The organism is Streptomyces sp. Ag109_G2-15, from assembly GCF_900215565.1.
GTDB lineage: Bacteria > Actinomycetota > Actinomycetes > Streptomycetales > Streptomycetaceae > Streptomyces > Streptomyces diastatochromogenes.
Genome location: NZ_OCNI01000001.1, coordinates 3,752,151 through 3,775,365 on the forward strand (window position 1 = coordinate 3,752,151; position 23,215 = coordinate 3,775,365).

Genomic DNA, 23,215 nt, shown 5'->3' on the forward strand with positions numbered 1-23,215 from the left:
CCCGTCGTGCTGGCGGACGGAGATGTCGTCCTCCGGCCGATAAAGCTGCGCGACCAGCGGGCCTGGCGTGAGGTGAACCGGCGCAACAGGGACTGGCTGCGCCCCTGGGAGGCGACCATTCCACCGCCCACGCCGAGCGGGCCGATCGCGCACCGGCCGACCTACCGCCAGATGGTCCGGCATCTGCGGTCCGAGGCCAACGCGGGCCGGATGCTGCCGTTCGTCATCGAGTACCAGGGGCGGCTCGTCGGGCAGTTGACGGTCGCCGGGATCACCTGGGGGTCGATGTGCTCGGGCCATGTCGGCTACTGGGTCGACGAGTCGGTGGCCGGGCGCGGGGTGATGCCGACGGCCGTCGCCCTCGTGGTGGACCACTGTTTCCGCACGGTCGGGCTGCACCGCATCGAGGTCTGCATTCGACCGGAGAACCGGCCCAGCCGCCGGGTCGTGGAGAAACTCGGATTCCGCGAGGAGGGGCTGCGGCCGCGTTATCTGCACATCGACGGAGCCTGGCGCGACCACCTCGTCTTCGCGCTCACCGCGGAAGAGGTGCCGGAGGGGTTGCTGGGGCGCTGGAAGCGGGCACGCTCTCAGCAGACGCGGCACACGCAGGAGAACACTCCGGGGAATCCCGTCTAGGCCAGAAATTGAATATGTGTTCGAAATTGATCGGCTGATGACCGTCTCGGTGCATTGAATTGGCGCCTCGGACGGTCCGCTGATCGCATCGGTCGCAAAAAAAGCTGGAAATATCAGCCAGATCGTGCGACACACCGGCCCAATTGGCGGATGGCCTCACGCAAACCCCTCTACCGTGTGAGGCGTGAGCAGCAGCGGCCTCATCTACGCAGTCATTGTCGGGGCCTGGGCCGCCTACTTGGTGCCGATGTGGCTCCGTAGGCAGGACGAGCTGAACGAGGCCCGTCCGACGGAACGCTTCAGCACCGCCATCCGGCTGCTGTCCGGACGGGCGGGGATGGAGCGCCGGTACGCCAGGGACCTGCGGGCGCGCTCCGCCCAGGAGGGGGAGCCGGACGCCAGTGATCCGGACGCCGTCACCGACTCGGTGGACGTCCGGGCCTTCGCCATGCCTCCGACCCGCCGTCAGGTGCGCGCGGAGGTCGAGGCGGAGGCGCCCGGGCGGGCGGAACCGGTGCGCGAGAAGCCCGTCATCCCGGCGCCCAAGTCCCCTTCCGCGTCCGCGCATCACGCGGCCGGCGCCCCCGCGCGCCCCTCCGCCTCCGCCCCCGCGCAGAAGCGCGTGCCGGCGGCTCGGCGCGCGCCTTCGGCGCAGGCGTCCGCGGCGCGCGCCCAGCGCTCGAAGGCGCTCGCGCGCCGTCGGCGCACCACCGTGATGCTCTTCCTCGCCTTCACGCTCGGCGCGATCGTCGCCGCCGTCGGAGGCCTCGCCTTCCTGTGGGCGCCCGGCGTACCCGCCGTCATGCTCAGTGCGTACATCGCCTATCTGCGCTCCCAGGAGCGCCGCCGGTTCGCCTACCAGATGGACCGCCGGCGCGCCGAGGTCGCGGCCCAGCGCCTGCGGGAACGCGAGCGCCAGCCGCGCCGACGCGCGACCCAGGACGCGGGCCCCGGCGCCGACGAACCGGACGAGGGACCAGAGACCGGGACCGACACCGGCCTCTCCGCGCTCGCCGCGGACCGCCGCGCCCTCGTGGAACAGACCGACCACGCCGAGTGGGTCGACCAGCAGCGTGAGCGGCAGCGGCGCCCCGGGCACGGGGACAGCTGGGACCCGGTGCCGGTGCCGCTCCCGACGTACGTGACCGCGCCGGTCGCGCCGCGGGCCACCTCCGACGTGGACCTCGGGGCGCCGGACACCTGGAGTTCGGCGCGGTCCAGCTCGGTCGCGCCCGAGCAGGAGGCGAGCCACGCGCCGGAGGCCGAGCAGGGCGAGGCGGCGCTCGAATCCGAGGAGAAGTCGGCGGACGGCCGGAGCGACGCCCGCCGCGCGGCTTCCGCGCGCCGGGCACGCGAGCGCGGACGCACGCCCCTCTTCGACCAGTACGAGGAGGGCGAGCGCCCCCGCGCGGCCAACGAGTGACCGCCGTCACGCCGCCGGAACCCCGCCTCTGACCAGTCAGGGAACGGATTTCCAAGCACCCCGATGGGGATGCTAGAGTTTCACTCGTTGCAAGGGCCTGTGGCGCAGTCCGGTAGCGCACCTCGTTCGCATCGAGGGGGCCAGGGGTTCAAATCCCCTCAGGTCCACGCATCATGAAGCCCCAGTCGGCAGTAGCCGACTGGGGCTTCATCGCGTTTACAGCTGCTTCGCGTAGCAGCGGCTGTCCTCGTAGTGGCGGTAGTAGCCGAACTTGGCGCAGGGCTCGTAACCGCTGGAGGCGTACAGGGCGATGGCCTCCGGCTGCTTGGTGCCGGTCTCCAGGACCATGCGGACGCGGCCGGCCGCGCGGGCGTCCTCCTCCAGGGCGGCGAGTATGCGGCGGGCGAGGCCCCGGCCACGCGCCTGTGCGACGACGAACATGCGCTTGAGTTCGGCGTCGCCGTCCTCGTTGCCCTCCTCGTTGCTGTCCTGGCTGCGCCAGCCGCCGGTGGCCACCGGGCGGTCGTGCTCGTCGTAGGCGATCAGGTACACGCCCCGGGGCGGGTCGAAGTCGGCGGCGTCGAGGGACGTGGCGTCGCCGCCGTCGCCGTAGCGCACGTGGTACTCGGCCTGGACCTCGTCGTTGAGCTTGACGGCGTCGGGGTGATCGAAACGAACACGACGTATATTCATGCTGGATATCGTACTTCTATGCAGAGGGTGGGAAATCTGGGCCACGACCAGTGTGCCGGTATCGTGCCCTGGTGCTGACTGTGACCTCGGTGAACGTGAACGGACTGCGGGCCGCCGCCAAGAAGGGCTTCGTGGAGTGGCTCGCCCGGACCTCCGCGGACGTCGTCTGCCTGCAGGAGGTGCGCGCCGAGCCGCACCAGCTGCCGGAGGAGGTCCGGCAGCCCGATGGCTGGCATGTCGTGCACGCCCCGGCGGCCGCCAAGGGGCGCGCGGGCGTCTCGCTGTACACGCGGCGCGAGCCCGACCGCGTCCGGGTCGGCTTCGGGTCGGCCGAGTTCGACGGCAGCGGACGCTACGTCGAGGCCGACCTGCCCGGCGTCACCGTCGCCTCGCTCTATCTGCCCTCCGGCGAGGTCGGCACCGAGCGCCAGGACGAGAAGGTCCGCTTCATGGGCGAGTTCCTCGTCCACCTCAAGGCGCTGCGCGAGCGGGCCGCCGCCGACGGGCGCCAGGTGGTCGTCTGCGGTGACTGGAACATCGCCCACCAGCAGGCCGACCTCAAGAACTGGCGCGGCAACACCAAGAACTCGGGCTTCCTGCCCGAGGAGCGGGAGTGGCTCACCCAGGTGCTCGCCGCCGAGGACGGCGGATACGGCGGCTATGTCGATGTAGTACGCGCCCTGCACCCGGACGCCGAGGGGCCGTACACCTGGTGGTCCTACCGCGGGCGGGCCTTCGACAACGACTCGGGCTGGCGCATCGACTACCACGTGGCCACCCCGGGGCTCGCGGCCAAGGCGGTCAAGGGGTTCGTCGAGCGCGCGGCCACGCACGGCGAGCGGTGGTCCGACCATGCGCCGGTGACCGTCGTGTACGACCTGTAGGGGCTGCCCCTTACGACCCGCAGGGGGCCGCTCAGTCCCGTTTGCTGAGCCGCCGGTCCAGCGCCAGGGACAGTTCCGCCTCCACGACGCTCCGGGCGAGCGGGCGCAGGCGGTGCAGGTCCTCCTCGGGGGCGTGGCGCAGGATCAGGTCGCGGAAGAGTTCGGCGAGGGCGTCGGTGTGTTCGCGGACGCGCTTGGCGGCCGCCAGGACCTCGGCGAGGGGGATGCCCTCGCGGACCAGGGTGGAGGAGACGTCCAGCAGGCGGCGGCTGATGTGGACGATCTCGTCGCCGTCGGTGCCGAGGTAGCCCAGCTCCATGGCGGCGGCCAGGTTCTCGGGGGTGACCTGGCCCTCGAAGCGGGCCGCGAGTTCCTCGGGGGTGAGGTGGACCGGCTCCTCCTCGGTGGGGGTGCCGAGGCCGAGCAGGTCGGCGACGTCGCGGCCCTGGTCCAGGGCCTCCGCGAGTTCCGCGATGCCGTTGAGGGTGTGGCCGCGTTCCAGCAGGGCCGAGATCGTGCGCAGGCGGGCCAGGTGGTGCTCGTCGTACCAGGCGATACGGCCCTCGCGGCGGGGTGGCGGGATCAGCTTGCGCTCACGGTAGAAGCGCAGCGTGCGCACGGTGATGCCGGCCAGGCGGGCCAGCTCCTCCATGCGGTATTCGCGCACTCCACCGACCTGCCTGCCGCCCTGCTCGTCCTGGTGTTCGCCGTCGTCTGCCACGTCCGAAGCCTATGTTGTACCGCCGGTAACTTTCCTTCACCTCAACCCCTACCGCTCGGTACGGAGCTGCTCTACAGTCCCACTGCGCCAGTGTTCACTGGCAGAGTCCAAGGCGATGCGTGGAGGCTCCGGGATGGCCGAGCACGAGCATGTACGAGTGGCGGTGATCGGGTCCGGGTTCGGCGGGCTGGGTGCCGCGGTGCGGCTGCGCCGCGAGGGGATCACCGACTTCGTCGTCCTGGAGCGGGCCGACAGCGTCGGCGGCACCTGGCGGGACAACGACTACCCCGGGTGCGCCTGTGACGTCCCCTCCCACCTGTACTCCTTCTCCTTCGCGCCCAACCCCGACTGGCCGCGCACCTTCTCCGGGCAGCAGCACATCCGCGCCTACCTGGAGCACGTCACCGACGTCTTCGGGCTGCGCCCGCACCTCCGCTTCGACTCCGAGGTGAAGCTGATGACCTGGGACGGCGAGCGGCTGCGCTGGGAGATCGAGACGGCCCGCGGGACCCTGACCGCCGACGTCGTCGTCTCCGCCACCGGGCCGCTGTCCGACCCGAAGATCCCCGCGATCCCGGGGCTCGACTCCTTCCCCGGCAAGGTGTTCCACTCGGCCCGCTGGGACCACGACTACGACCTGCGCGGCAAGCGCGTCGCCATGGTCGGCACCGGCGCCTCCGCCATCCAGATCGTGCCCGCCATCCAGCGCCAGGTCGGCCGGCTCACCCTCTTCCAGCGCACCCCGCCGTGGGTGATGCCCCGCGTGGACCGCGCCATCAGCGGCGCCGAGCGCCGGCTGCACCGGGCGCTGCCCTTCACCACCCAGCTGCGGCGCGGACTGCTGTGGGGCCTGCGGGAACTGCAGGTGCAGGCGTTCACCAAGCACCCCGACGAACTCGGCCTGGTCGAACAGCTCGCCAAGCGCAACATGGCCCGCGCCGTCAAGGACCCGGCCCTGCGCGCCAAGCTCACGCCCGACTACCGCATCGGCTGCAAGCGGATCCTGCTGTCCAGCGCGTACTACCCGGCGCTCACCCAGCCGAATGTGGACGTCGTCGCGAGCGGGCTCAGCGAGATCCGCGGGTCGACCGTGATCGCCGCCGACGGCAGCGAGGCCGAGGTCGACGCGATCATCTTCGGTACGGGCTTCCACGTCACGGACATGCCCATCGCCGAGCGCGTGGTCGGCGCGGACGGCAGCACGCTCACGGAGTCCTGGAAGAGCGGCATGCAGGCGCTGCGCGGCGCCTCGGCCGCCGGGTTCCCGAACTGGATGACGATCATCGGGCCCAACACCGGCCTCGGGAACTCCTCCATGATCCTCATGATCGAGTCCCAGCTGAACTACATGGCCGACTTCCTGCGCCAGCTCGACGTCCTCGGCGGCCGCACCGCCCTCGACGCCCGGCCCGCGGCCGTCGACGACTGGAACCGCAAGGTCCAGGAGCGCATGAAGCGGACCGTGTGGAACACCGGCGGCTGCACCAGCTGGTACCTCGACGCGAGCGGCCGCAACACCACCATCTGGCCCGGTACGACGACCGAGTTCCGGCGCGCGACCCGTCGGGTGGATCTGGCGGAGTACGAGGTGATCCGGAAGGCCGAGGAGAAGCAGAAGGTGTCGCCCGCCGAGAAGAAGAAGGCGTCGCGCGCCGAGAAGAAGAGCGAGGCCGCCGCATGAGCCGTATCACCTCCGTGGCCGCCGGCCCCTACGCTCCGCCCGCCCCCGCCCGCACGCTCACCGCCGTCTCCGCCGACGGCGCGCGGCTGCACGTCGAGGTGCACGGGCCCGAGAACGCGCCTCCCGTCGTCCTCTCCCACGGCTGGACCTGCTCGACCGCGTTCTGGGCAGCCCAGATACGGGAGTTGGCCGCCGATCACCGGGTGATCGCCTACGACCAGAGGGGGCACGGCCGCAGCCCCGCGAGCCACGCCTGCACCACCGAGGCGCTGGCGGACGACCTCGAAGCGGTGCTCGCGCAGACGCTCGCGCGCGGGGAGAAGGCCCTGGTCGTCGGCCACTCCATGGGCGGGATGACGGTCATGGCAGCTTCCGCGCGCCCCCGCTTCCGGGAACACACCGCCGCCGTCCTGCTGTGCAGCACGGGCAGCTCGCGGCTGGTCGCGGAGTCGCGCGTGGTGCCGTTGCGCGCCGGACGCGTGCGCACCTGGGTCACCGGGCGCGTTCTCGGTTCGCGCGCCCCTCTCGGCCCCGTCACGCCCGTCGCGAAGCGCATCCTCAAGTACGCCACCATGGGCGCCGGTTCCGCCCCGCACATGGTGGAGGCGTGCGCGCGGATCGTGCACGCCTGCCCGCGCGCCGTGCGCCACACCTGGAGCGCCGTGCTCGCGGCGCTCGACCTCGACCACGGCGTACGGGAGTTGCACGCGCCCACCGAGGTGGTGCATGGCGCGTCCGACCGGCTCACGCCCCCCGTGCACGCCCGCGCGCTGGCCGCCGCGCTGCCCCGGTGCATCGGCCTCACCGAACTCCCCGGTGTCGGCCACATGACTCCCATCGAGGCCCCGGAGTTGGTGACCGGCAGGATCCGGGAACTCGTCACCACGTACGTCACAGAGAACAGCCCCGTGCAGCAGATCAAGGAGGGCGCATGAGCAGGGTCAGCCTCGAAGGGCAGGTCGCCGTCGTCACCGGAGCGGCGCGCGGCGTCGGCGAGTTGCTCGCCCGCAAGCTGTCCGCGCGCGGCGCCAAGGTGGCGCTCGTCGGACTGGAGGAGGAGGCGCTCAAGGAGGTCTCCGAGCGGCTGCACAGCGACAGCGCGCACTGGTACGCCGACGTCACCGACCACGAGGCGATGAGCCGGGTGGCGCAGGAGGTCAAGGAACGGTTCGGCAAGGTCGACATCGTCGTCGCCAACGCCGGTGTGGCGACCGGCGGGCCCTTCGCCGACTCCGATCCGCAGGCCTGGCGGCGGGTGATCGAGGTGAACCTGATCGGTTCGGCGGTGACGGCCCGGGCGTTCCTGCCGGTGCTCACCGAGAGCCGCGGCTATCTGCTGCAGATAGCCTCGCTCGCCGCGATGACCCCGGCGCCGATGATGACGGCGTACTGCGCCTCCAAGTCGGGCGTGGAGGCGTACGCGCACAGCCTGCGCGCCGAGGTCGGCCACCAGGGCGTGCGCGTCGGTGTCGGGTACCTGTCCTGGACCGACACCGACATGGTGCGCGGGGCCGACCAGGACGACGTCATGCGGGAGCTGAGGCAGCGGCTGCTGTGGCCGGCGAACAAGACGTACCCGCTGGGCCCGACGGTGGACCGGATCGTCGCCGGGATCGAGCGGCGCTCGGCGCACGTGTACGGACAGTGGTGGCTGCGCGGCATGCAGGGCGTGCGCGGATATCTTCCGGCCCTCATCGGCAGGGTCGGACAGCGCGAGATGCAGCGGTTCGCGCCCCGTCTGGAAGGGATGCGCTCCGGACTCGTCGGCGCAGGTGGGGCGGCCGACGAAGCGGCGAGGGCTACGCACCGTAACTGATCGAAGTGCGCCGCGTGTTCCCCCATGTGAATCTGGTCGAGGCCCCACCGAGGGGTCAACCCCCCACTCACTACGGGAGTGAACCCACATGGGTATGAAGGACAAGCCCAGTCAGAAGCAGCAGGCCCAGGAGAAGCTCGGCCAGGCCCGTGAGAAGGCCGGTCAGCAGCAGCGTGGCCAGCAGCAGCGCGGTCAGGAGTCGCAGCGCGGTCAGCAGCAGCGCGGCCAGGAGCAGCGCGGCCAGCAGCCCGAGCGCGGTCGCCAGAACTTCCGTGACATCGAGGACACGGAGCAGGAGATGAAGGACCGCCTCGACCGGGACTACGACGCCTAGTCGCCGCGCTCGACTTCACCCCTGAGGCGGGGTGCCCGGTGATCGCCGGGCACCCCGCTTCGTCGTGCCCGGGCACCCGGCTTTGCTTCGTCCTGCCCGGGCACCCGGCTCGCCGCTCACGGCTTCTGGCGCGGCGGCAGCTTCGGCCTCGAACGGTCCGGTACGTCGCTGTAGTCCGGGGGGATCGCCGCGGGGTTGGTGTCCAGCAGCTCGACGGCCAGCTGTACGGCGTCGTCGAGCTGGGCGTGCCGGCCCTCGGCCCAGTCCAGGGGGGTGCGCAGGATCTCCAGGTCGGGGGCGACGCCGTGGTTCTCCACGGACCAGCCGTAGGCGTCGAACCAGGCGGCGTTCATCGGGACCGTGATCACCGTGCCGTCGCCGAGGCGGTGCCGGCCGGTCATGCCGACGACTCCGCCCCAGGTGCGCTGCCCCACGACCGGTCCGAGTTTCAGGAGCTTGAAGGCGGCGGTGATCATGTCGCCGTCGGAGGAGGTCGCCTCGTCCGCGAGGGCCACCACCGGGCCCCGGGGCGCGTTCGAGGTGTACGACACCGGTTGCGCGTCGCGGGTCAGGTCCCAGCCCAGGATCGTCCGGGTGAGCTTCTCGATGACGAGTTCGCTGATGTGCCCGCCGGCGTTGCCGCGCACGTCCACGATCAGCGCGGGCCGGGACACCTCCATGCGCAGGTCCCGGTTGAACTGGGCCCAGCCCGAGCCGCCCATGTCGGGGATGTGCAGGTAGCCGCACTTGCCGCCGCTCAACTCCCGTACGACCTCACGGCGCTTGGTGACCCAGTCCTGGTAGCGCAGCGGCCGTTCGTCGACGAGCGGGACGACGGCGACCCGCCGGGCCGCGCCGCTCTCGCCCTCGGCCGGGGAGAAGGTCAGCTCCACGGTCGTCCCGCCCGAGCCCGCGAGCAGCGGATACGGTCCGGTCACCGGGTCGACGGGGCGGCCGTCCACGTGGGTCAGTACGGCGCCCTCGTGGATGCCCGTCCCGGCCAGCGGCGAGCGGGCCTTGGAGTCGGAGGAGTCGCCGGGCAGGATCCGCTTGACCGTCCAGCCTCCGTTCCGGCGTACGAAGTTGGCGCCGAGCAGGCCCTGCCGGCGCTGGTAGTGGGCCGGGCCCTCGTTGCGGCGGGCGGCCGTGACGTAGGCGTGCGAGGTGCCCAGCTCGCCCAGGACCTCGCGCAGCAGGTCGGCGAACTCGTCGGGGGAGGCGACCCGTTCGACGAGCGGCCGGTACTGGTCGAGCACGGCGCTCCAGTCGATGCCGCACATGCCGGGGTCCCAGAAGTAGGCGCGGATGAGACGGCCTGCCTCCTCGTACGACTGGCGCCACTCGGCGGCCGGGTCGACCTGGTGCAGGATGCGGCGCAGGTCGATCCAGACGGTCGTGTCGCTGTCGCCGGACTCGGTCGACGGCACCGCCCGCAGATCGCCCTCGTCGACCACCACCAGCCGGGTCCCGTCCCCGCTCACCGCGAACCAGTCCAGATGGTCGACCAGTTCGGACTTCTTCGCCTTGGTGATGTTGAAGTACTCCAGCGTCGGCCGTCCGCTGATGTCGGCCGGGTTGACGAAGGTCTCGCCGAGCGCGCCGGAGATCGGCCAGCGCAGCCAGACCAGGCCGCCGCCCGCGACCGGATACAGCGCGGAGTACTTGGAGGCGATGACCGGGAACGGCGTCACCCGGTTCTCCAGGCCCTCCACCTCCACGGTCACGGTGCCGCCCTCACCGCTCTCCTCGTCCTCCACGGGGTCGAGCCCGCCCGCCGCCGGCCGGCCCTCGGGGTTCAGGGCGAACGGGGACGGGGTCGCGGAGGACAGCGGGACCAGGTACGGGCGGCAGCCCAGCGGGAAGGACAGGTCACCGGTGTGGACGTCGTACACCGGGTCGAAGCCGCGCCAGGACAGGAAGGCGAGGTAGCGGCCGTCGCGGGTGAAGACGGGGTTCTCGTCCTCGAACCGGCCGTTGGTGACGTCCACGATGAGCCGGTCCTTGATACGGGCCAGCTTGATCTGCCGCAGCGAGCGGCCGATGCCCGGCTGGGACCAGGCGAGCCAGGAGCCGTCGGGCGAGAAGGCGAGGTCGCGGACGGGCCCGTTGATGGAGCGGATCAGCTCGGTGACCTGACCGTCCGGGTCTGCGGTGCCCTCACCGGCCTCCGCACCGGCTCCCTCCGCCCCCTCCACCGCGTCCGCCACGTCGATCAACAGCAGCCGCCCGTCGTGCGAGGCGATCGCCAGCCGCTCGCCCAGCGGGTCGGACACCATCTCCAGCACCCGGCCCAGCTGACCCGAGGCCAGTCGGCGTGGGGCGCGGTCGCCGGTGGCGCGGGGGAGTTGGGCCATCTCGATGGCGTCCTCGCCCTCGGCGTCCGTCACGTACGCCAGCTGCCCGGTCGAGCCGAGCATCTCCGGCAGCCGGACCCGTACGCCGGGTGTGTCCGTGATCGTGCGGGCAGGGCCGTCCCGGTGCGTGAGCCAGTACAGGCTGCCGCGCACGACGACGGCGCTGGCCCGCCCGGTCTCGTCCACGGAGATGCCGTCCACGTGCTGGGCGGCCGGCACCTGGTACCTGCGGCGCCCCGCGCGCGGGCCGCTCAGCCGGATGTCGAGCCTGCGCGGTACGGAGTTCGCGGCGAGGTCGTCCACCAGCCACAGGTCGCCGGCGCACTGGTAGACCACCCGGGTGCCGTCGCCGGCGGCGTTGCGGGCGTAGAAGGCGTCGTGGTCGGTGTGGCGGCGCAGGTCGGAGCCGTCGTAGGCGCAGGAGTAGAGGTTGCCGACGCCCTCGTGGTCGGAGAGGAAGGCGATCCGGCCGCCGACGAACATGGGCGAGGCCAGATGCCCGTCGATCCCCTCCAGCAGCCGCTTCCCGTGCAGCCACAGCCGCCCCATGGCGCCGCCCCGGTACCGCTTCCAGGAGGCCGGTTCGTGCGGCGGGGTGCCGGTGAGCAGCAGGGTCATGTGCACGTCGTCGATGTCGGCGACCTGGATGTCGGAGACCGGGCCCCAGGGCAGCTTGCGGCCGGGGTCGCCGTCCGGGGACACCTTGTAGGCCCAGGTGTAGTAGGAGAAGGGCTCGCCGTGGGAGGCGACGGCGAGGATCTCGCTCCGGCCCTCCTCGTCGGGCGGTGTCCAGCCACAGACCTGGGTGTCGATGCTGCCCCAGTACGTCAGCTGCCGCGCGGGTCCACCGTCGGCGCCGACGAGGTGGATCTCGGGCATGAGGCTGCGCCAGGTCGTGTAGGCGATCTGGCGGCCGTCGGGCGAGAAGCGGGGAGGGCCGGCCTTGGTGCGGTCCACGGTGAGCCGCCAGGCGCGGTCCGGGGAGTCGAGGGGGGCCAGCCACAGGTCGTCCTCGGCCACGAAGCACAGCAGGTCGCCGTTGAGGTGGGGGAAGCGCAGATAGCTCACCTCACCATGCTTTTCCGGTGGAGGAGGCCCAGCAACTTATGGAAAACCGACAGGCGTGAGCCAACACACGTACGAAACGGTTTCGTTTCGCTTGCGGCTGCGGTACATTCATCACGTACGAAACAGTGTCGTTCGGAGCGGGCAACCGCGTCGGGAAGGTGAGAGACATGACTGAGGTCGCCGCCGCGCGTCGCAGTCGGATCACGCCCGAACGCGAGGCCGAGTTGTACGAGGCCGTCCTCGAACTGCTCCGCGAAGTCGGCTACGACGCCCTCACCATGGACGCCGTGGCCGCCCGCACCCGCTCCAGCAAGGCCACGCTCTACCGCCAGTGGGGCGGCAAGGCCGAACTGGTCGCGAAGGCGGTGCGGCACAACAAGCCGGGCGCCATCGGCCTCGGCCAGATCGACACCGGGTCGCTCAAGGGCGACCTGCACGCCCTCACCCTGCGTTCGGACGACTGCGAGATGGAGCAGAACTCCGCCCTGATGCGGGGTCTGGCCATGGCGATGCACGGCAACGCGGACCTCCTGAAGGCGTTCCGTGACCATCTCATCGAACCGGAGATGGCGGAGTTCCGTCGTGTGCTGCAGCGGGCGATCGACCGGGGCGAGGTCCATGCGGACAACCCGGCGATCGACTACGTGATGCACATGATGATCGGCGCGTTCGCCGCTCGCACCCTGATCGACGAGCAGCCGCCGACGCAGACCTTCCTCATTTCGTACATCGACGCCGTGGTCCTCCCCGCCCTCGGCGTCACCACCAGCTGAACCCTCTCCCCAGCAAGCCCACCAACTGACGTCACCGCTCACGTCGTCGGGCTGATCACCCCTGCCCAGATGAACCCCACGACCTGACCGGGAGTACGCCCTCGTGGCCACGTTCCTCTACAAACTCGGCCGGCTTGCCTTCCGGCGACGGCACTTCGTCGCGCTCATATGGGTCGCGCTGCTCACCCTCGCCGGGGTGGGCGCCGCCTCCGCGCCGGCCGCCGGCAACTCCTCCTTCTCCATCCCGGGCACGGAGGCCCAGAAGGCCTTCGACCTGCTGGAACAGCGCTTCCCCGGCATGAGCGCCGACGGCGCGACCGCACGGGTCGTCTTCAAGGCGGCGGACGGCGAGAAGATGACGGACGCGGCCAACAAGGCGACCGTCAAGAAGACCGTCAAGGAGCTGCGGAGCGGCTCCGAGGTCGCCTCCGTCGCCGATCCCTACACCGGACACGCCGTCAGCAAGAACGGCACGATCGCCTACGCCTCGGTGAAGTACAAGGTCTCCGGCATGGAGCTGGAGGACTCCTCCCGCGACGCGCTGAAGGAGGCCGCGCAGGACGCGCGGGACGCCGGGCTCACGGTCGAGGTCGGCGGTGACGCGCTGCAGGCGACGCCCGAGACCGGCTCCAGCGAGGTCATCGGCCTCGCGGTCGCCGCGGTCGTCCTCGTCATCACCTTCGGCTCGCTGCTCGCGGCCGGATTCCCGCTGCTGACCGCCATCATCGGTGTCGGCATCGGCGTCTCCACGATCACCGCGCTCGCCAACGCCCTGGACCTGGGCACCACCACCTCCACCCTGGCGTCGATGATCGGCCTCGCCGTCGGTATCGACTACGCCCTCTTCATCGTCTCCCGCTACCGCTCCGAACTGGCCGAGGGCCGCGAGCGCGAGGAGGCGGCCGGACGGGCCGTCGGTACGGCGGGCTCGGCGGTGGTCTTCGCCGGACTGACCGTCGTCATCGCCCTGGTGGGCCTGTCCGTGGTCAACATCCCGATGCTGACCAAGATGGGTGTGGCGGCGGCCGGCACGGTCGCCATCGCGGTCCTGATCGCCCTCACCCTCATTCCCGCGCTGCTCGGCTACGCGGGCCGCAGGATCAAGCCGGCCGGCGAGAAGAGCAAGCTGCTCGGCGGCGGCCGCAAGGCGAAGAACCCCAAGAACGCCGGCCGTCCCAACATGGGCACCCGCTGGGCGAGCTTCGTCGTACGGCGCCCGGTCGCCGTCCTCCTGCTCGGTGTGATCGGCCTCGGCGCGGCGGCGGTCCCGGCCACCTCCCTCGAACTGGGCCTGCCGGACGACGGCTCCCAGCCGGTCTCCACCACCCAGCGCCGCGCCTACGACCTCCTGTCCGAGGGCTTCGGACCGGGCTTCAACGGCCCGCTGATGGTCGTGGTCGACGCCAAGGACAGCGCGCACCCCAAGGCGGCCTTCACCAAGGTCGGCGATGAGATCAAGGGCCTGAAGGACGTCGTCACGGTCACCCCGGCGACGCCCAACAAGGCGGGCGACACGGCCACCATCACCGTGATCCCGAACTCCAAGCCGTCCTCGACCACCACCGAGGACCTGGTGCACGCCATCCGCGACAAGGGCGCGGACATCACCTCCGCGACCGACGCGAAGGTGCTGGTCACCGGCTCCACGGCGATGAACATCGACGTCTCGCAGAAGCTGAACGACGCCCTGCTGCCGTACCTGGCCCTCGTCGTCGGCCTGGCCTTCCTGCTGCTGATCGTGGTCTTCCGCTCGATCCTCGTCCCGCTGAAGGCGGCCCTCGGCTTCCTGCTCAGCGTCATGGCGGCCCTCGGCGCCGTGGTCGCGGTCTTCCAGTGGGGCTGGCTGTCCGGCCTGATGAACGTCGAGGAGACCGGCCCGGTCATGTCGATGATGCCGATCTTCATGGTGGGTGTCGTCTTCGGTCTCGCGATGGACTACGAGGTCTTCCTGGTGACCCGCATGCGGGAGGCCTACGTCCACGGCGAGAAGGCCGGCCAGGCCGTCGTGACCGGCTTCAGGTACGGCGCACGGGTCGTCACGGCCGCCGCGATCATCATGATCGCCGTCTTCTCCGGCTTCATCGGCTCCAGCGAGTCGATGGTCAAGATGATCGGCTTCGGCCTCGCGGTCGCCGTCTTCTTCGACGCGTTCATCGTCCGCATGGCCATCGTCCCGGCGGTGCTCGCGCTGCTCGGCAAGAAGGCCTGGTGGCTGCCCAGGTGGCTGGACCGCGCCCTGCCCAACGTCGACGTCGAGGGCGAGGGTCTGCGCACGGCCGAGGAGCGCAGGGACGCCGACCCCGACGGGGAACGGGAGCTGGTACGCGTCTGACGTACCGCCGCTGAAAGACCGCCGGTGAGGGTCCGTGGGGACGGGGCGCCCTCACCGGCTTCTTTTGTGGGTGGGTCCAGCTGAGCCCAGGGGGACGGGTTGAGTACCTGGGGGCACGGGCTGAGTATCCGCGCCCATGCCGCACCGGCGGCCCTCCGCGCAGGATCGTCCCGTGAACCCCGAGACGTATACGACCCTGTACGGCCCCGCGCGGCCGGCTCCGCGAAACGGCCGTGGCGAGACCGCGGTGGGCCTGCTGGCCGCCGTGCTCTGGATCCTCACCCTGACCTCGCTGGGCTGGCTGACGTTCCTGGTGGGCATGGTGGCGCTGTGGGGCCTGGCGGACGGCATGTCCTGGGCGGAGGTCCGGGGCTTCGTGCTGCCGTACGCCCTGACCGTCGCCGGCGCCGCCGCGGCCCTGACCGCGCTGGCCTTCGCCCCCGGCGTCCGCCGCCTCACCCCGCTCACCCGCCTCCTCCTGACGGGCGCCCTCGCCTGCCCGGTGCCGGCCGGCCTTGCTGTGTGGACGTGGGTTCAGGTCGGCTGAACGTCCGCCCCACACCTGAGAGCGCCGTGCGCTCGGACAACTCGGTCGCGTGCGCCGTACACCCACCGCTACCGTGCCCCGCATGACGACGACAGCCGCCACTGACGCCGAAGAGCCCGGAGCCCACCCCCGATTCGCCGAAGCCCTCCGCGCGCTCGGGCTGGAGGAGTTGCTCGCCCGTACCCGGCGCTTCCCGGAAGCCACCCGTACCGCCGCCGAGGCCGCCGCCGCGATCGGGTGTGAGCTGAGCCAGATCTGCAAGTCGCTGATCTTCGCCGCCGACGGGGTGCCGGTGCTGGTGCTGATGGACGGGGCCTCGCGGGTGGACATGGAGCGGGTGCGGGAGGTGCTGGGGGCCGGGAAGGTGACCCGGGCCGACGCCGGCGTCGTACGCGAGACCACGGGGTACGCCATCGGCGGCGTACCGCCCTTCGGGCACCGCACCCGTACCCGGGTCCTCGCCGACCGCTCGCTGCTCGCGCACGATGTGGTGTGGGCGGCGGCCGGGACGCCGCACACGGTTTTTCCTGTCGAGCCGAAGGCGCTCGTCGCCCACGCCGGTGCCGACCTGGTGGACGTTCGCGAGCAGAACGCGTGACGCCGCTGGTCACCGCGGCGGTGCTGCTCGCCGCGGTCACCCACGCCAGCTGGAACGCCATCGCGCACCGCATCACCGACAAACTGGTCGGGTTCACGCTGATCTCCGGCGGCGGCATGCTCATCGGGCTCGCGGCGGCGCCGTTCGTCACGTTTCCGGCGGGGCCGGCCTGGCCGTACCTGTTCGCCTCCGCGGGCGTGCACATCGCCTACTACGCGCTGTTGATGACCTCGTTCCGGCTGGGCGACTTCGGGCAGGTGTACCCGATCGCGCGCGGCAGCGCACCGCTGGTGGTGACCGTGCTGGCGGCGGTGTTCGCGCACGAGGTGCCCGGCGCGTGGGCGGCGGCCGGGATCGCCGTGTCGTGCGTCGGGCTCAGCGGTGTCAGCCTGTGGGGGCTGCGCGGCCGCCGGCCCGACTGGGCCGCGATCGGTGCCGCTCTGGCGACGGGGCTGACCATCGCCGCGTACACGGTGATCGACGGCTTGGGCGTACGCGCCTCGCACGCCCCGCTCGGCTACATCGCCTGGCTGATGGCCGTTCAGGGTGTCTTCGTCCCCGCGTACATGTACGCGCGCGTGCGCGGTGACGCGGTTCGGCAGCTACGGCCGTACGTCTCGCTCGGCCTGCTCGGTGCCGCCTTGTCCGTCGCCGCGTACGCCCTCGTCCTGTGGGCTCAGACCCGCGCCGCCCTCGCCCCCATCGCCGCCCTGCGCGAGTCCTCGATCATCGTGGGCGCGGCCATCGGGGCGTTGTTCTTCAAGGAGCGCTTCGGCATGCCGAGGATCGCGGCGGCGGGTCTGCTGGTCGTGGGCATCGGGCTGATGCTGCACGCGGGGTAGCGGGCGCCCCGGCACACGGCTGTGACCTGTTTCTGTCGGTAATGGTGTGGTTTTTGGTCCTGGATTGCCGATTTCCGGCCGGAACAAAAGTCAACCCTTTACATAAGCCGTCGGTAACGATCGACAATGGCCCGGAATCGGAAGGACCGGTTCATTCCCTGGTACTGCTGAGCACTCCGCTGACGTTCAGGACCTCGTGGCACCCCTGTGCCTGACGTCCGGTGGCCGGTGTGCCGGGCTTCGCGCACGTCACGTTGATGGTCACGGTGTCGTTCGCGGGGATCTTGATGGGGGTCACCCAGTGGTAGTCCTGGTTCCGGAAGGTCTCCAGCGCGATCGTGGTGATCTTGCGCTCGCCGAACGTGATCGTCAGCACCCCTTCGTCGCCCTGGAAGTTGGCGACGACGATGTCCGTGACCCCGAAGACACTGTCCTCGGGCACCTTGTAGGTACCGGTCTTGGTCTGCCCGCCGGACGTCTTCAGATCGATGGTCGCCGAACTCTGCCGGCCGTCGCCGCCGGAGGTGCCGTCGCCGCCCGAGCCGCCGTCACCCGAGCCGCCGTCACCGCCGGTTCCGGACGGTGCCCCAGACGCCTTGCCGCCGGGCTTGTTGTTCCCGCCGGTGCCCGGAGAGTCCCCGGCACCCTGGTCCCCGCCGGGCGTGGGACGGGGCTGGACCGCCTCGTGGGCCGCTTCCTTGGCGGCGCTGCGCACCGCCGGACGGACCAGCGCGAACCAGGCGAGCAACAGCGCGATCAGCGCGGCGAGCAGCGCGAGCAGCCACTTCGGGAAGATGGGGATCTGGACGAACTCCGCGTCCAGCGGCGCCCGTACGGCGGGATCGTCCCGCCTGGTCTCCGCCGCCTCCTCCTGGTCCCCGGTCTCGGTGGTGTCCACGGTGAACGGCCACACCACGGGTTTGCCGAACCACACCGGCTTGGCGGTGCGGACCCGCAGCACGACCTCCGTCGACTCACCGGGCTCCAGGTTCGGCTCCGCCGGGGTGAAGGCGAACCCCAGCTCCTCACCGGCCTGGCCGGGAGTGAAACCCACCTGCACCGGGGTGTTGCCCTGGTTGCGTACGGCCAGCCGGTAGCGGCCGCGCAGCCAGCCGCGCCGGCGGCGCGGGGCCAGCTCGGTCTGCAGCTCGTGGAACTCCTCGACATGCACGGTGGTTTCGAGGACCCGCACCGACTCGGGGTGCTCGGTCGGCAGCACCCGCACGCCCAGCGGCTTGTCGCCGGCCCGGATCTCCGGGGAACGCGGCGGCGCCAGACGGAGCGTCACCGTCTCGGAGGTGCCGGGGTACAGCGAGACACGCGCGGGTTCCACCGTGGTCCAGGGGGCGCAGTCCCCGACGACCTCCAGGCTGTACGCCTCGACGATGTCGCTGTCGTTGCGCACGGTCAGGGTGGTGGTGGCGATGTCACCGGGCGTCACCGTCACGGCCGGGATGTCGAGGCCGGGCGCACCGGGTCCGGAAGAGGCTGCGGAAGGCGTCACGCCAGCACCGTAGGAGAGCGCTCCGGAGTGTGGCGAGGAGCGCGAGGGCAACATCCGGGCAGTCACGGTGCCCGTGAAGTCAAATCGAACGTCTTTGTGACAGCGGGTCGTTGATGTGGCGCGCCGCCTCCCGCGGGCCGCCCTCCCGTGGTCGCCTCGAGCTGCACTTCTACCCCCACGAACTCATGAAACAGGTACACCATGTCCCCTGTTGAGGAGAACGGCCCTGTTATGTCCGACACCACCACGTCAGATGCTGCCGCTTGGATCGACTCGACCCACCGGACCTCCCGCCCAGCCCTCCCGAACCGGGTGACCGTGGCCCTCTACGCCGCCGATCCCGTCCTGCGCATCGGCGTCGTCCAGCAGCTGCGCCAGCGCCCCGAGGTCGACCTGGTGGACGAGGCCGACGCGGACCGGGCCCAGGTGTCACTGGTGGTCGTGGACAGCGTCGACGACGACGTCGCCGCCCTGCTCAACCGGCTGCGGCACAACAACGCCACGCACACGGGCCTCGTGGTCGGCACCCTCGCGGCCGGCGGGCTGCAACGCGTCATCGAGTGCGGCGTGGCGGCGGTGCTGCGCCGCGCCGAGGCCGATCAGGACCAGCTCCTGCGTCTGGTCCTGGCGCTGGCCAACGGCGAGGGAGTGCTGCCCGGCGACCTGCTCGGCAAGCTGCTCTCCCACGTCGGCAGCCTGCAGCGCTCGGCGCTCGACCACGGGAGCCTGTCCCTGTCCACCCTGACGACGCGCGAGGCGGACATGCTGCGCCTGGTGTCGGAGGGCCTGGACACCGCGGAGATAGCCCGCAAGACCGCGTACTCCGAACGCACCGTCAAGAACGTCCTGCACGAGATCGTCACCCGGCTGCAGCTGCGCAACCGGGCCCACGCGGTCGGTTATGCGCTGCGCAACGGGCTGATCTGACGGACGGCGCCGTCGGGCCGGGACGGGGGCCGGCCGGTCGGCCGGTCGGCCGGGCGACGGCAGGGAACCCGGCACTGCCCGAAAGCGCACCGCGCGCTTCCCCGGGTACGGCCCCGCCGCCCTGCCGCGCCGCGCGCGGCCGGTGCAGGGTGGCGGGGGCACATCCGGATGCCGCACCACACTGCGAAGGGGACCGCGATGGAAACCGCTGGCTCCGGCGGGCGGTACCGCCTGGGGAGACTCGGCTCGGCCTTGCTGCTGCTCGTCCCGCTGTTCGGGGTGGCCGCGGCCGCCGGGCCGGGCAGCGCCGAACCCCAGGCGAGGCCGGCCGACGCCGCGGCCACCCGGGTCGCGTACGCCGGTACCCGGCACCGCAGTCTCGGCCGGGTCGCCACCACCACCTCCAGCACACCGCTGTTCGGCGCGGGCCCGGCCCACAACGACGTCCAGCCGTCCGCCCTCGGCGACCAGATGGTCTTCGCCAGCCGCCGCGACGAGAAGAAGCCGCAAATCTACCTGCGGTCCGCCGACGGTTCGGTGCGCCGGCTCACCAGGGGCCTGGACGCGGCACACCCCCGGCTGACGCCGGACGGCCGGGCCGTGGTGTTCGACGCGGCCGCACCCGGCGGCCCGGACGGCCGGACGCAGCGCGACCTGTGGCTGGTGCGTACCGACGGCACTGGCCTGACCCGGCTGACCGACACGCCCGCCGACGAGGAGTGCCCGACGGTGTCCCCGGACGGGCAGCGCCTGGCGTACTCCAGCGACAGCGACCCGGTGGCCGGCCGGCAGATCTACGTCCGGCCCCTGAACGGCGGCACCGCCACCCGGGTCACCGACCCGGCGAACGGCACGGCCGGCGAACCGGCGTGGAACCCGGTGAACGACGACGAGAACCGGAACTGGATCGCGTACACCGCCACGACCACCGTCGACGGGCAGTCCGTGCCCCGGCTGCGGGTGACGAACGCGGAGGGCACCGGTGACGAGCCGCTCCTCGGGGGCGCGCGGGCACAGTGGCGTGCCCACGGGGCAGCATGGCTGCCCGACGGGGACGGGGTGCTGTTCCTGAGCCCGGAGATCACCTGTGAGTGCGAGGGCGACTGGGACCACGTGTTCCGGGCGACCGCCCACTCCGACCAGGTCCCCTCACTGGTGCTCAACGAGAACCGCGAGGTCCTCTCGCCCACCTGGCTCGGCCCGCTGAACGGCGGCGGTGTGGTCGTGGAGCGCACCTCGGCGGCCACCCCGCACGTGGTGACCTTGCAGGACATCCGGATGGACGGGGCCGACCCCCGCGACCTCGGCCTGACGGTCCTCAACGAGGACCCGGCGGCCGACACCAACACCGATCCCGCCAAGGATCCGCTGTTCCAGCCAGCGGCCGGGTACGACCCGTGGACCGAGCGGCAGAACTACACGCCCGACGGCCGCCGGATCGTCGTCACCCGCTTCGAGAACAACGCCGACGGCCAGCGGATCGAGCGGATCTGGATGACGGACGCCGACGGCTCCAACACCGCCCCCCTGCCGCTGGCAGGACGCGGGGCGAAGGACTGGGACACCGACCCGGCGTTCTCCCCGGACGGCAAGTACCTCGCCTTCACCCGGACTTCGCCGGGCGGTGTCGGCCAGGCCGCCGGACCCAGCCGCATCCTCGTCGCGGAGGTCGCCACCGGCGCGATCATCGGCCGGATCACCCCGCCGGCCGGGCAGCTCCAGGGCCAGGACGCCCAGCCCACCTGGTCCTCCGACGGCACCACCCTGGCCTTCACCCGCAACATGCAGATCAACGGGGGCGGCGGCAACAAGCACATCTGGACCGTGCCCGTGAACAACCTGTCCCGGCAGCGCGACCTGAGCGCCACGATCTGCCCGGGCGACTGCGCGGTCATCGACGACAGCCCGGCGTTCTCCCCGGACGGGTTGAGCATCGCCTTCAACCGCAAGAACGGCGCCGGCCGGATCGACGAGCAGAACGGCATCCTCCTGACGTCGCTGTCGGGCGACGACTGCCAGGTGCTGCTGCCCACCGCCGCCCGCGGCCTGCCCGGCGCCTGCGGCCGGGAACTGCCGGAGAACACCGGCCCGTTCCAGCCTCGGGACGCCGCCTGGACGGCCGACGGCAAGGGGCTGGTGATCAGCGCCCGCCCCAGCCGTCCGGTCAACACCCCCGAGAAACTCAAGCTCCTGGACATCGCGTCCGGCAAACTCACCAAGCTCACGACCGAGCTTCCGGGCCGGCAGAAGGAACCCAGCGTCCAGCAGTCCGTCGACCTCGCCGTCAAGGCGCCCGGCACCGTCCCGGAGGTGACCGTCGGCGACTCCACCACGGTCCGCGTCGACGTCGTGAACAACGGCCCCGCCGCCTCCCCCGGCACCCGGCTGACCGTCGCCCCGCCGCTCGGCGTGCGCGTCACCCGGATCACCTGGTCCGGGGGCACCTGCGACGCCGCCTCCCTCCAGTGCGACGTCGGCGTGGTGCCGCCCGGCACGACCGTTCCGGTGGACGTCACCCTCACCGGGGTCACCCCAGGCGACGCGCCCGTCGACTGGTCGGTCACCGGCACCGTCCTGGATCCGCGGCCCAGCGACAACGCGGGCCGGACCGTGGTCCCGGTGCGCGAGGCCACGCCGCCCCCGACCCCCACTCCGACCCCGACGCCGCCCACTCCGACGCCGCCGCCCACCGTGCCGCCGACGCCGCCGGAGCCCAAGGCCGGGCCCGGGGTGCGCGTCACGGCCCAGCCGAACCCCGGTTACGTCGGCGGGCGCGTGGTCGTGACGTACACGGTGCGCAACGGCCGCAATGCGCTGGCGACCGGTCTGCGGCTGCGCATCGGCCTGCCCAAGGGCATCCCGAACAGCGGGCCGCCGGAGGGCTGCGACCGCTCCTGGGTGTGCGCGCTGCCGGACCTGACGCCGGGCGCGAGCACCGTCGTACGCGTCGTCCTCAGCCCCGACAAGGCACTGACCGGCCGGGTCACCGGCGTCCTCACCACCACCGGGACGGACGCCGACAAGAGCGACAACACCGCACGGCAGCGGCTGCGCATCCTGCAGCCGCGCATCGTCGCGGTGCCGGACATCGGCAAGCCCGGGTTCGTCACCTCGGTGCGCGGCAAGGACTTCCCGCCGGGCGCGCCGGTGCGGTTCACCTGGAAGCCGGGGATCACCGCGGCCGCGGCGCCGACCGTTCCGAAGCCGGACGGCACGTTCATCGGCCAGCTGCTCATCCTCGCCAAGGACCAGACGGGACCGCGCGTCATCACCGCCAAGGGCCCCGGGTTCTCGCCCGTGACCACCGACTTCCTGGTGGTCAACGGCAGCGTGCAGCCGCCCGACGAGGTGACCCGCCGGTGATCCACGAGGTCGACGAGGGGCTGCGCCGCCTGCTCGGCGAGTCGGGCCTGGAGGCATCGGGCGTCGACGTGGTCTTCGACGCCCCCACCCGGGACTGGGCGGCACGCCGCAGCGCCCCGACGGTGTGCGTCTTCCTGTACCACATCCGCGAGGACGCAACCCGGCGCGGCAGCGGCGCCGGGGAGGTGTACGACGAGGACGGGTACCTCGTGGCGCGGCGCAGCCCGCCGCGCTGGTTCGAGCTGACGTACCTGGTCACGGCGTGGGCGAACCGCCCGCAGGACGAACACCGGCTGCTCTCGCAGGTGCTCACCTGTCTGGTGGCCAACGACACGCTTCCCGCGCGGCTGCTCACCGGCACGCTCGCCGAACTCGGCCTGACCGTGGCGCTGGACACCGCCGGGGGCGCGCTCGACGCACCGGCCGCCTCCGACGTGTGGTCGGCGCTCGGCGGGGAGATGAAGGCCTCCCTCGCGGTGCAGGTGCGGGCACCGCTCGCCGGTGTGACCGCCGCCGCCGCACCACCGGTCACCGAGGGCCTGGTCGTCCGTTCCGCGGCCGGGCGCGAGGGCGAAGAAGTGACGTCCGGGCGCCGGCTGCGCTACACGGAGGTCGGCGATCCGGGCCCGGAGGGCTTCACCGGCCCGCGTGAACGGCCGCCCGCCCCCGCCCGACGCCGTCGCCGGGGGGACCGTCAGCCGTGACACACACCGCCG

General features: G+C 71.8%; 19 protein-coding genes and 1 tRNA gene. 16 read left to right on the forward strand and 4 right to left on the reverse strand.

The features are described from left to right. Positions 1 to 6: 6 nt before the first annotated feature. The 3 genes from CRP49_RS16870 to CRP49_RS16880 all read left to right on the forward strand — a co-directional run bounded on the left by CRP49_RS16870 (position 7) and on the right by CRP49_RS16880 (position 2,229). The gene (locus CRP49_RS16870; RefSeq protein ID WP_179851650.1) at positions 7 to 639 is read left to right on the forward strand and encodes a GNAT family N-acetyltransferase; all 633 of its coding nucleotides are present in this window, start codon (positions 7 to 9) and stop codon (positions 637 to 639) included. A 184-nt stretch (positions 640 to 823) separates the two neighbouring features. Further along, complete coding sequence (gene glpR, locus CRP49_RS16875) at positions 824 to 2,062, forward strand: gephyrin-like molybdotransferase receptor GlpR (protein ID WP_097254108.1); 1,239 nt, start codon at positions 824 to 826, stop codon at positions 2,060 to 2,062. Positions 2,063 to 2,155: 93 nt separating this feature from the next. After that, a tRNA-Ala gene (locus CRP49_RS16880) sits at positions 2,156 to 2,229 on the forward strand. A 49-nt stretch (positions 2,230 to 2,278) separates the two neighbouring features. On the opposite strand, the gene CRP49_RS16885 is transcribed toward CRP49_RS16880, so the two are convergent. After that, the gene (locus CRP49_RS16885; RefSeq protein WP_097254109.1) at positions 2,279 to 2,755 is read right to left on the reverse strand and encodes a GNAT family N-acetyltransferase; all 477 of its coding nucleotides are present in this window, start codon (positions 2,753 to 2,755) and stop codon (positions 2,279 to 2,281) included. A gap of 71 nt (positions 2,756 to 2,826) precedes the next feature. Between CRP49_RS16885 and CRP49_RS16890 the strand changes: the two genes are divergently transcribed. Next, the gene (locus CRP49_RS16890) at positions 2,827 to 3,639 is read left to right on the forward strand and encodes an exodeoxyribonuclease III (RefSeq protein WP_179851651.1); all 813 of its coding nucleotides are present in this window, start codon (positions 2,827 to 2,829) and stop codon (positions 3,637 to 3,639) included. A 31-nt stretch (positions 3,640 to 3,670) separates the two neighbouring features. On the opposite strand, the gene CRP49_RS16895 is transcribed toward CRP49_RS16890, so the two are convergent. Continuing rightward, positions 3,671 to 4,291 carry a MerR family transcriptional regulator gene (locus tag CRP49_RS16895; protein ID WP_097257406.1) on the reverse strand — a complete coding sequence of 207 codons (621 nt, stop codon included), beginning with the start codon at positions 4,289 to 4,291 and terminating at the stop codon, positions 3,671 to 3,673. Positions 4,292 to 4,493: 202 nt separating this feature from the next. Between CRP49_RS16895 and CRP49_RS16900 the strand changes: the two genes are divergently transcribed. The 4 genes from CRP49_RS16900 (at position 4,494) to CRP49_RS16915 (ending at position 8,191) form a co-directional block, all read left to right on the forward strand. Beyond that, on the forward strand, positions 4,494 to 6,041 hold the full coding sequence (locus CRP49_RS16900) for an NAD(P)/FAD-dependent oxidoreductase (RefSeq protein ID WP_097254111.1): 1,548 nt from the start codon (positions 4,494 to 4,496) through the stop codon (positions 6,039 to 6,041). Next, positions 6,038 to 6,976, forward strand: coding sequence for an alpha/beta fold hydrolase (locus tag CRP49_RS16905; RefSeq protein ID WP_097254112.1), 939 nt, complete (start codon positions 6,038 to 6,040; stop codon positions 6,974 to 6,976). Before CRP49_RS16900 ends, CRP49_RS16905 begins: the two co-directional genes overlap by 4 nt. Then, on the forward strand, positions 6,973 to 7,857 hold the full coding sequence (locus CRP49_RS16910; protein WP_097254113.1) for an SDR family oxidoreductase: 885 nt from the start codon (positions 6,973 to 6,975) through the stop codon (positions 7,855 to 7,857). The genes CRP49_RS16905 and CRP49_RS16910 overlap by 4 nt, the downstream gene beginning before the upstream one ends. Before the next feature lie 88 nt (positions 7,858 to 7,945). Next, the gene (locus CRP49_RS16915) at positions 7,946 to 8,191 is read left to right on the forward strand and encodes a hypothetical protein (RefSeq protein WP_097254114.1); all 246 of its coding nucleotides are present in this window, start codon (positions 7,946 to 7,948) and stop codon (positions 8,189 to 8,191) included. Positions 8,192 to 8,307: 116 nt separating this feature from the next. On the opposite strand, the gene CRP49_RS16920 is transcribed toward CRP49_RS16915, so the two are convergent. Continuing rightward, a complete protein-coding gene (locus tag CRP49_RS16920) occupies positions 8,308 to 11,613 on the reverse strand; it encodes a S41 family peptidase (protein ID WP_097254115.1) in 3,306 nt (1,101 codons plus the stop codon). A 167-nt stretch (positions 11,614 to 11,780) separates the two neighbouring features. Here CRP49_RS16920 and CRP49_RS16925 point away from each other — a divergent pair, with 167 nt between their 5' ends. From CRP49_RS16925 to CRP49_RS16945, 5 genes are all read left to right on the forward strand, one after another. After that, complete coding sequence (locus CRP49_RS16925; RefSeq protein WP_097254116.1) at positions 11,781 to 12,386, forward strand: TetR/AcrR family transcriptional regulator; 606 nt, start codon at positions 11,781 to 11,783, stop codon at positions 12,384 to 12,386. A 103-nt stretch (positions 12,387 to 12,489) separates the two neighbouring features. Further along, a complete protein-coding gene (locus CRP49_RS16930) occupies positions 12,490 to 14,718 on the forward strand; it encodes an MMPL family transporter (protein ID WP_097254117.1) in 2,229 nt (742 codons plus the stop codon). A gap of 172 nt (positions 14,719 to 14,890) precedes the next feature. Beyond that, positions 14,891 to 15,265, forward strand: a complete 375-nt coding sequence (locus tag CRP49_RS16935; protein ID WP_257033422.1) for a hypothetical protein — start codon at positions 14,891 to 14,893, stop codon at positions 15,263 to 15,265. An 82-nt stretch (positions 15,266 to 15,347) separates the two neighbouring features. Further along, positions 15,348 to 15,863, forward strand: coding sequence for a YbaK/EbsC family protein (locus CRP49_RS16940; RefSeq protein WP_097254118.1), 516 nt, complete (start codon positions 15,348 to 15,350; stop codon positions 15,861 to 15,863). Beyond that, positions 15,860 to 16,705 carry a DMT family transporter gene (locus CRP49_RS16945; RefSeq protein ID WP_097254119.1) on the forward strand — a complete coding sequence of 282 codons (846 nt, stop codon included), beginning with the start codon at positions 15,860 to 15,862 and terminating at the stop codon, positions 16,703 to 16,705. Before CRP49_RS16940 ends, CRP49_RS16945 begins: the two co-directional genes overlap by 4 nt. A 151-nt stretch (positions 16,706 to 16,856) precedes the next feature. On the opposite strand, the gene CRP49_RS16950 is transcribed toward CRP49_RS16945, so the two are convergent. Then, positions 16,857 to 18,209, reverse strand: a complete 1,353-nt coding sequence (locus tag CRP49_RS16950; RefSeq protein ID WP_097254120.1) for a hydrolytic protein — start codon at positions 18,207 to 18,209, stop codon at positions 16,857 to 16,859. Between the two features lie 231 nt (positions 18,210 to 18,440). On the opposite strand from CRP49_RS16950, the gene CRP49_RS16955 reads away from it, so the two are divergent. The 3 genes from CRP49_RS16955 to CRP49_RS16965 all read left to right on the forward strand — a co-directional run bounded on the left by CRP49_RS16955 (position 18,441) and on the right by CRP49_RS16965 (position 23,203). Then, complete coding sequence (locus tag CRP49_RS16955) at positions 18,441 to 19,136, forward strand: LuxR C-terminal-related transcriptional regulator (RefSeq protein ID WP_097254121.1); 696 nt, start codon at positions 18,441 to 18,443, stop codon at positions 19,134 to 19,136. 198 nt (positions 19,137 to 19,334) lie between these two features. Beyond that, on the forward strand, positions 19,335 to 22,499 hold the full coding sequence (locus CRP49_RS16960) for a DUF11 domain-containing protein (RefSeq protein WP_097254122.1): 3,165 nt from the start codon (positions 19,335 to 19,337) through the stop codon (positions 22,497 to 22,499). After that, a complete protein-coding gene (locus tag CRP49_RS16965; protein WP_097254123.1) occupies positions 22,496 to 23,203 on the forward strand; it encodes a DUF4255 domain-containing protein in 708 nt (235 codons plus the stop codon). Before CRP49_RS16960 ends, CRP49_RS16965 begins: the two co-directional genes overlap by 4 nt. The last annotated feature ends 12 nt before the right edge of the window (positions 23,204 to 23,215 follow it).

Excerpts from the sequence above, each read along its gene's own strand:
- CRP49_RS16895 (WP_097257406.1), bottom strand. The coding sequence starts at position 4,291 with ATGGAGGAGCTGGCCCGCCTGGCCGGCATCACCGTGCGCACGCTGCGC.
- CRP49_RS16955 (WP_097254121.1), top strand. The coding sequence starts at position 18,441 with ATGTCCGACACCACCACGTCAGATGCTGCCGCTTGGATCGACTCGACC.
- CRP49_RS16900 (WP_097254111.1), top strand. The coding sequence starts at position 4,494 with ATGGCCGAGCACGAGCATGTACGAGTGGCGGTGATCGGGTCCGGGTTC.
- CRP49_RS16960 (WP_097254122.1), top strand. The coding sequence starts at position 19,335 with ATGGAAACCGCTGGCTCCGGCGGGCGGTACCGCCTGGGGAGACTCGGC.
- CRP49_RS16940 (WP_097254118.1), top strand. The coding sequence starts at position 15,348 with ATGACGACGACAGCCGCCACTGACGCCGAAGAGCCCGGAGCCCACCCC.
- CRP49_RS16910 (WP_097254113.1), top strand. The coding sequence starts at position 6,973 with ATGAGCAGGGTCAGCCTCGAAGGGCAGGTCGCCGTCGTCACCGGAGCG.
- CRP49_RS16915 (WP_097254114.1), top strand. The coding sequence starts at position 7,946 with ATGGGTATGAAGGACAAGCCCAGTCAGAAGCAGCAGGCCCAGGAGAAG.
- CRP49_RS16925 (WP_097254116.1), top strand. The coding sequence starts at position 11,781 with ATGACTGAGGTCGCCGCCGCGCGTCGCAGTCGGATCACGCCCGAACGC.
- CRP49_RS16885 (WP_097254109.1), bottom strand. The coding sequence starts at position 2,755 with ATGAATATACGTCGTGTTCGTTTCGATCACCCCGACGCCGTCAAGCTC.
- CRP49_RS16905 (WP_097254112.1), top strand. The coding sequence starts at position 6,038 with ATGAGCCGTATCACCTCCGTGGCCGCCGGCCCCTACGCTCCGCCCGCC.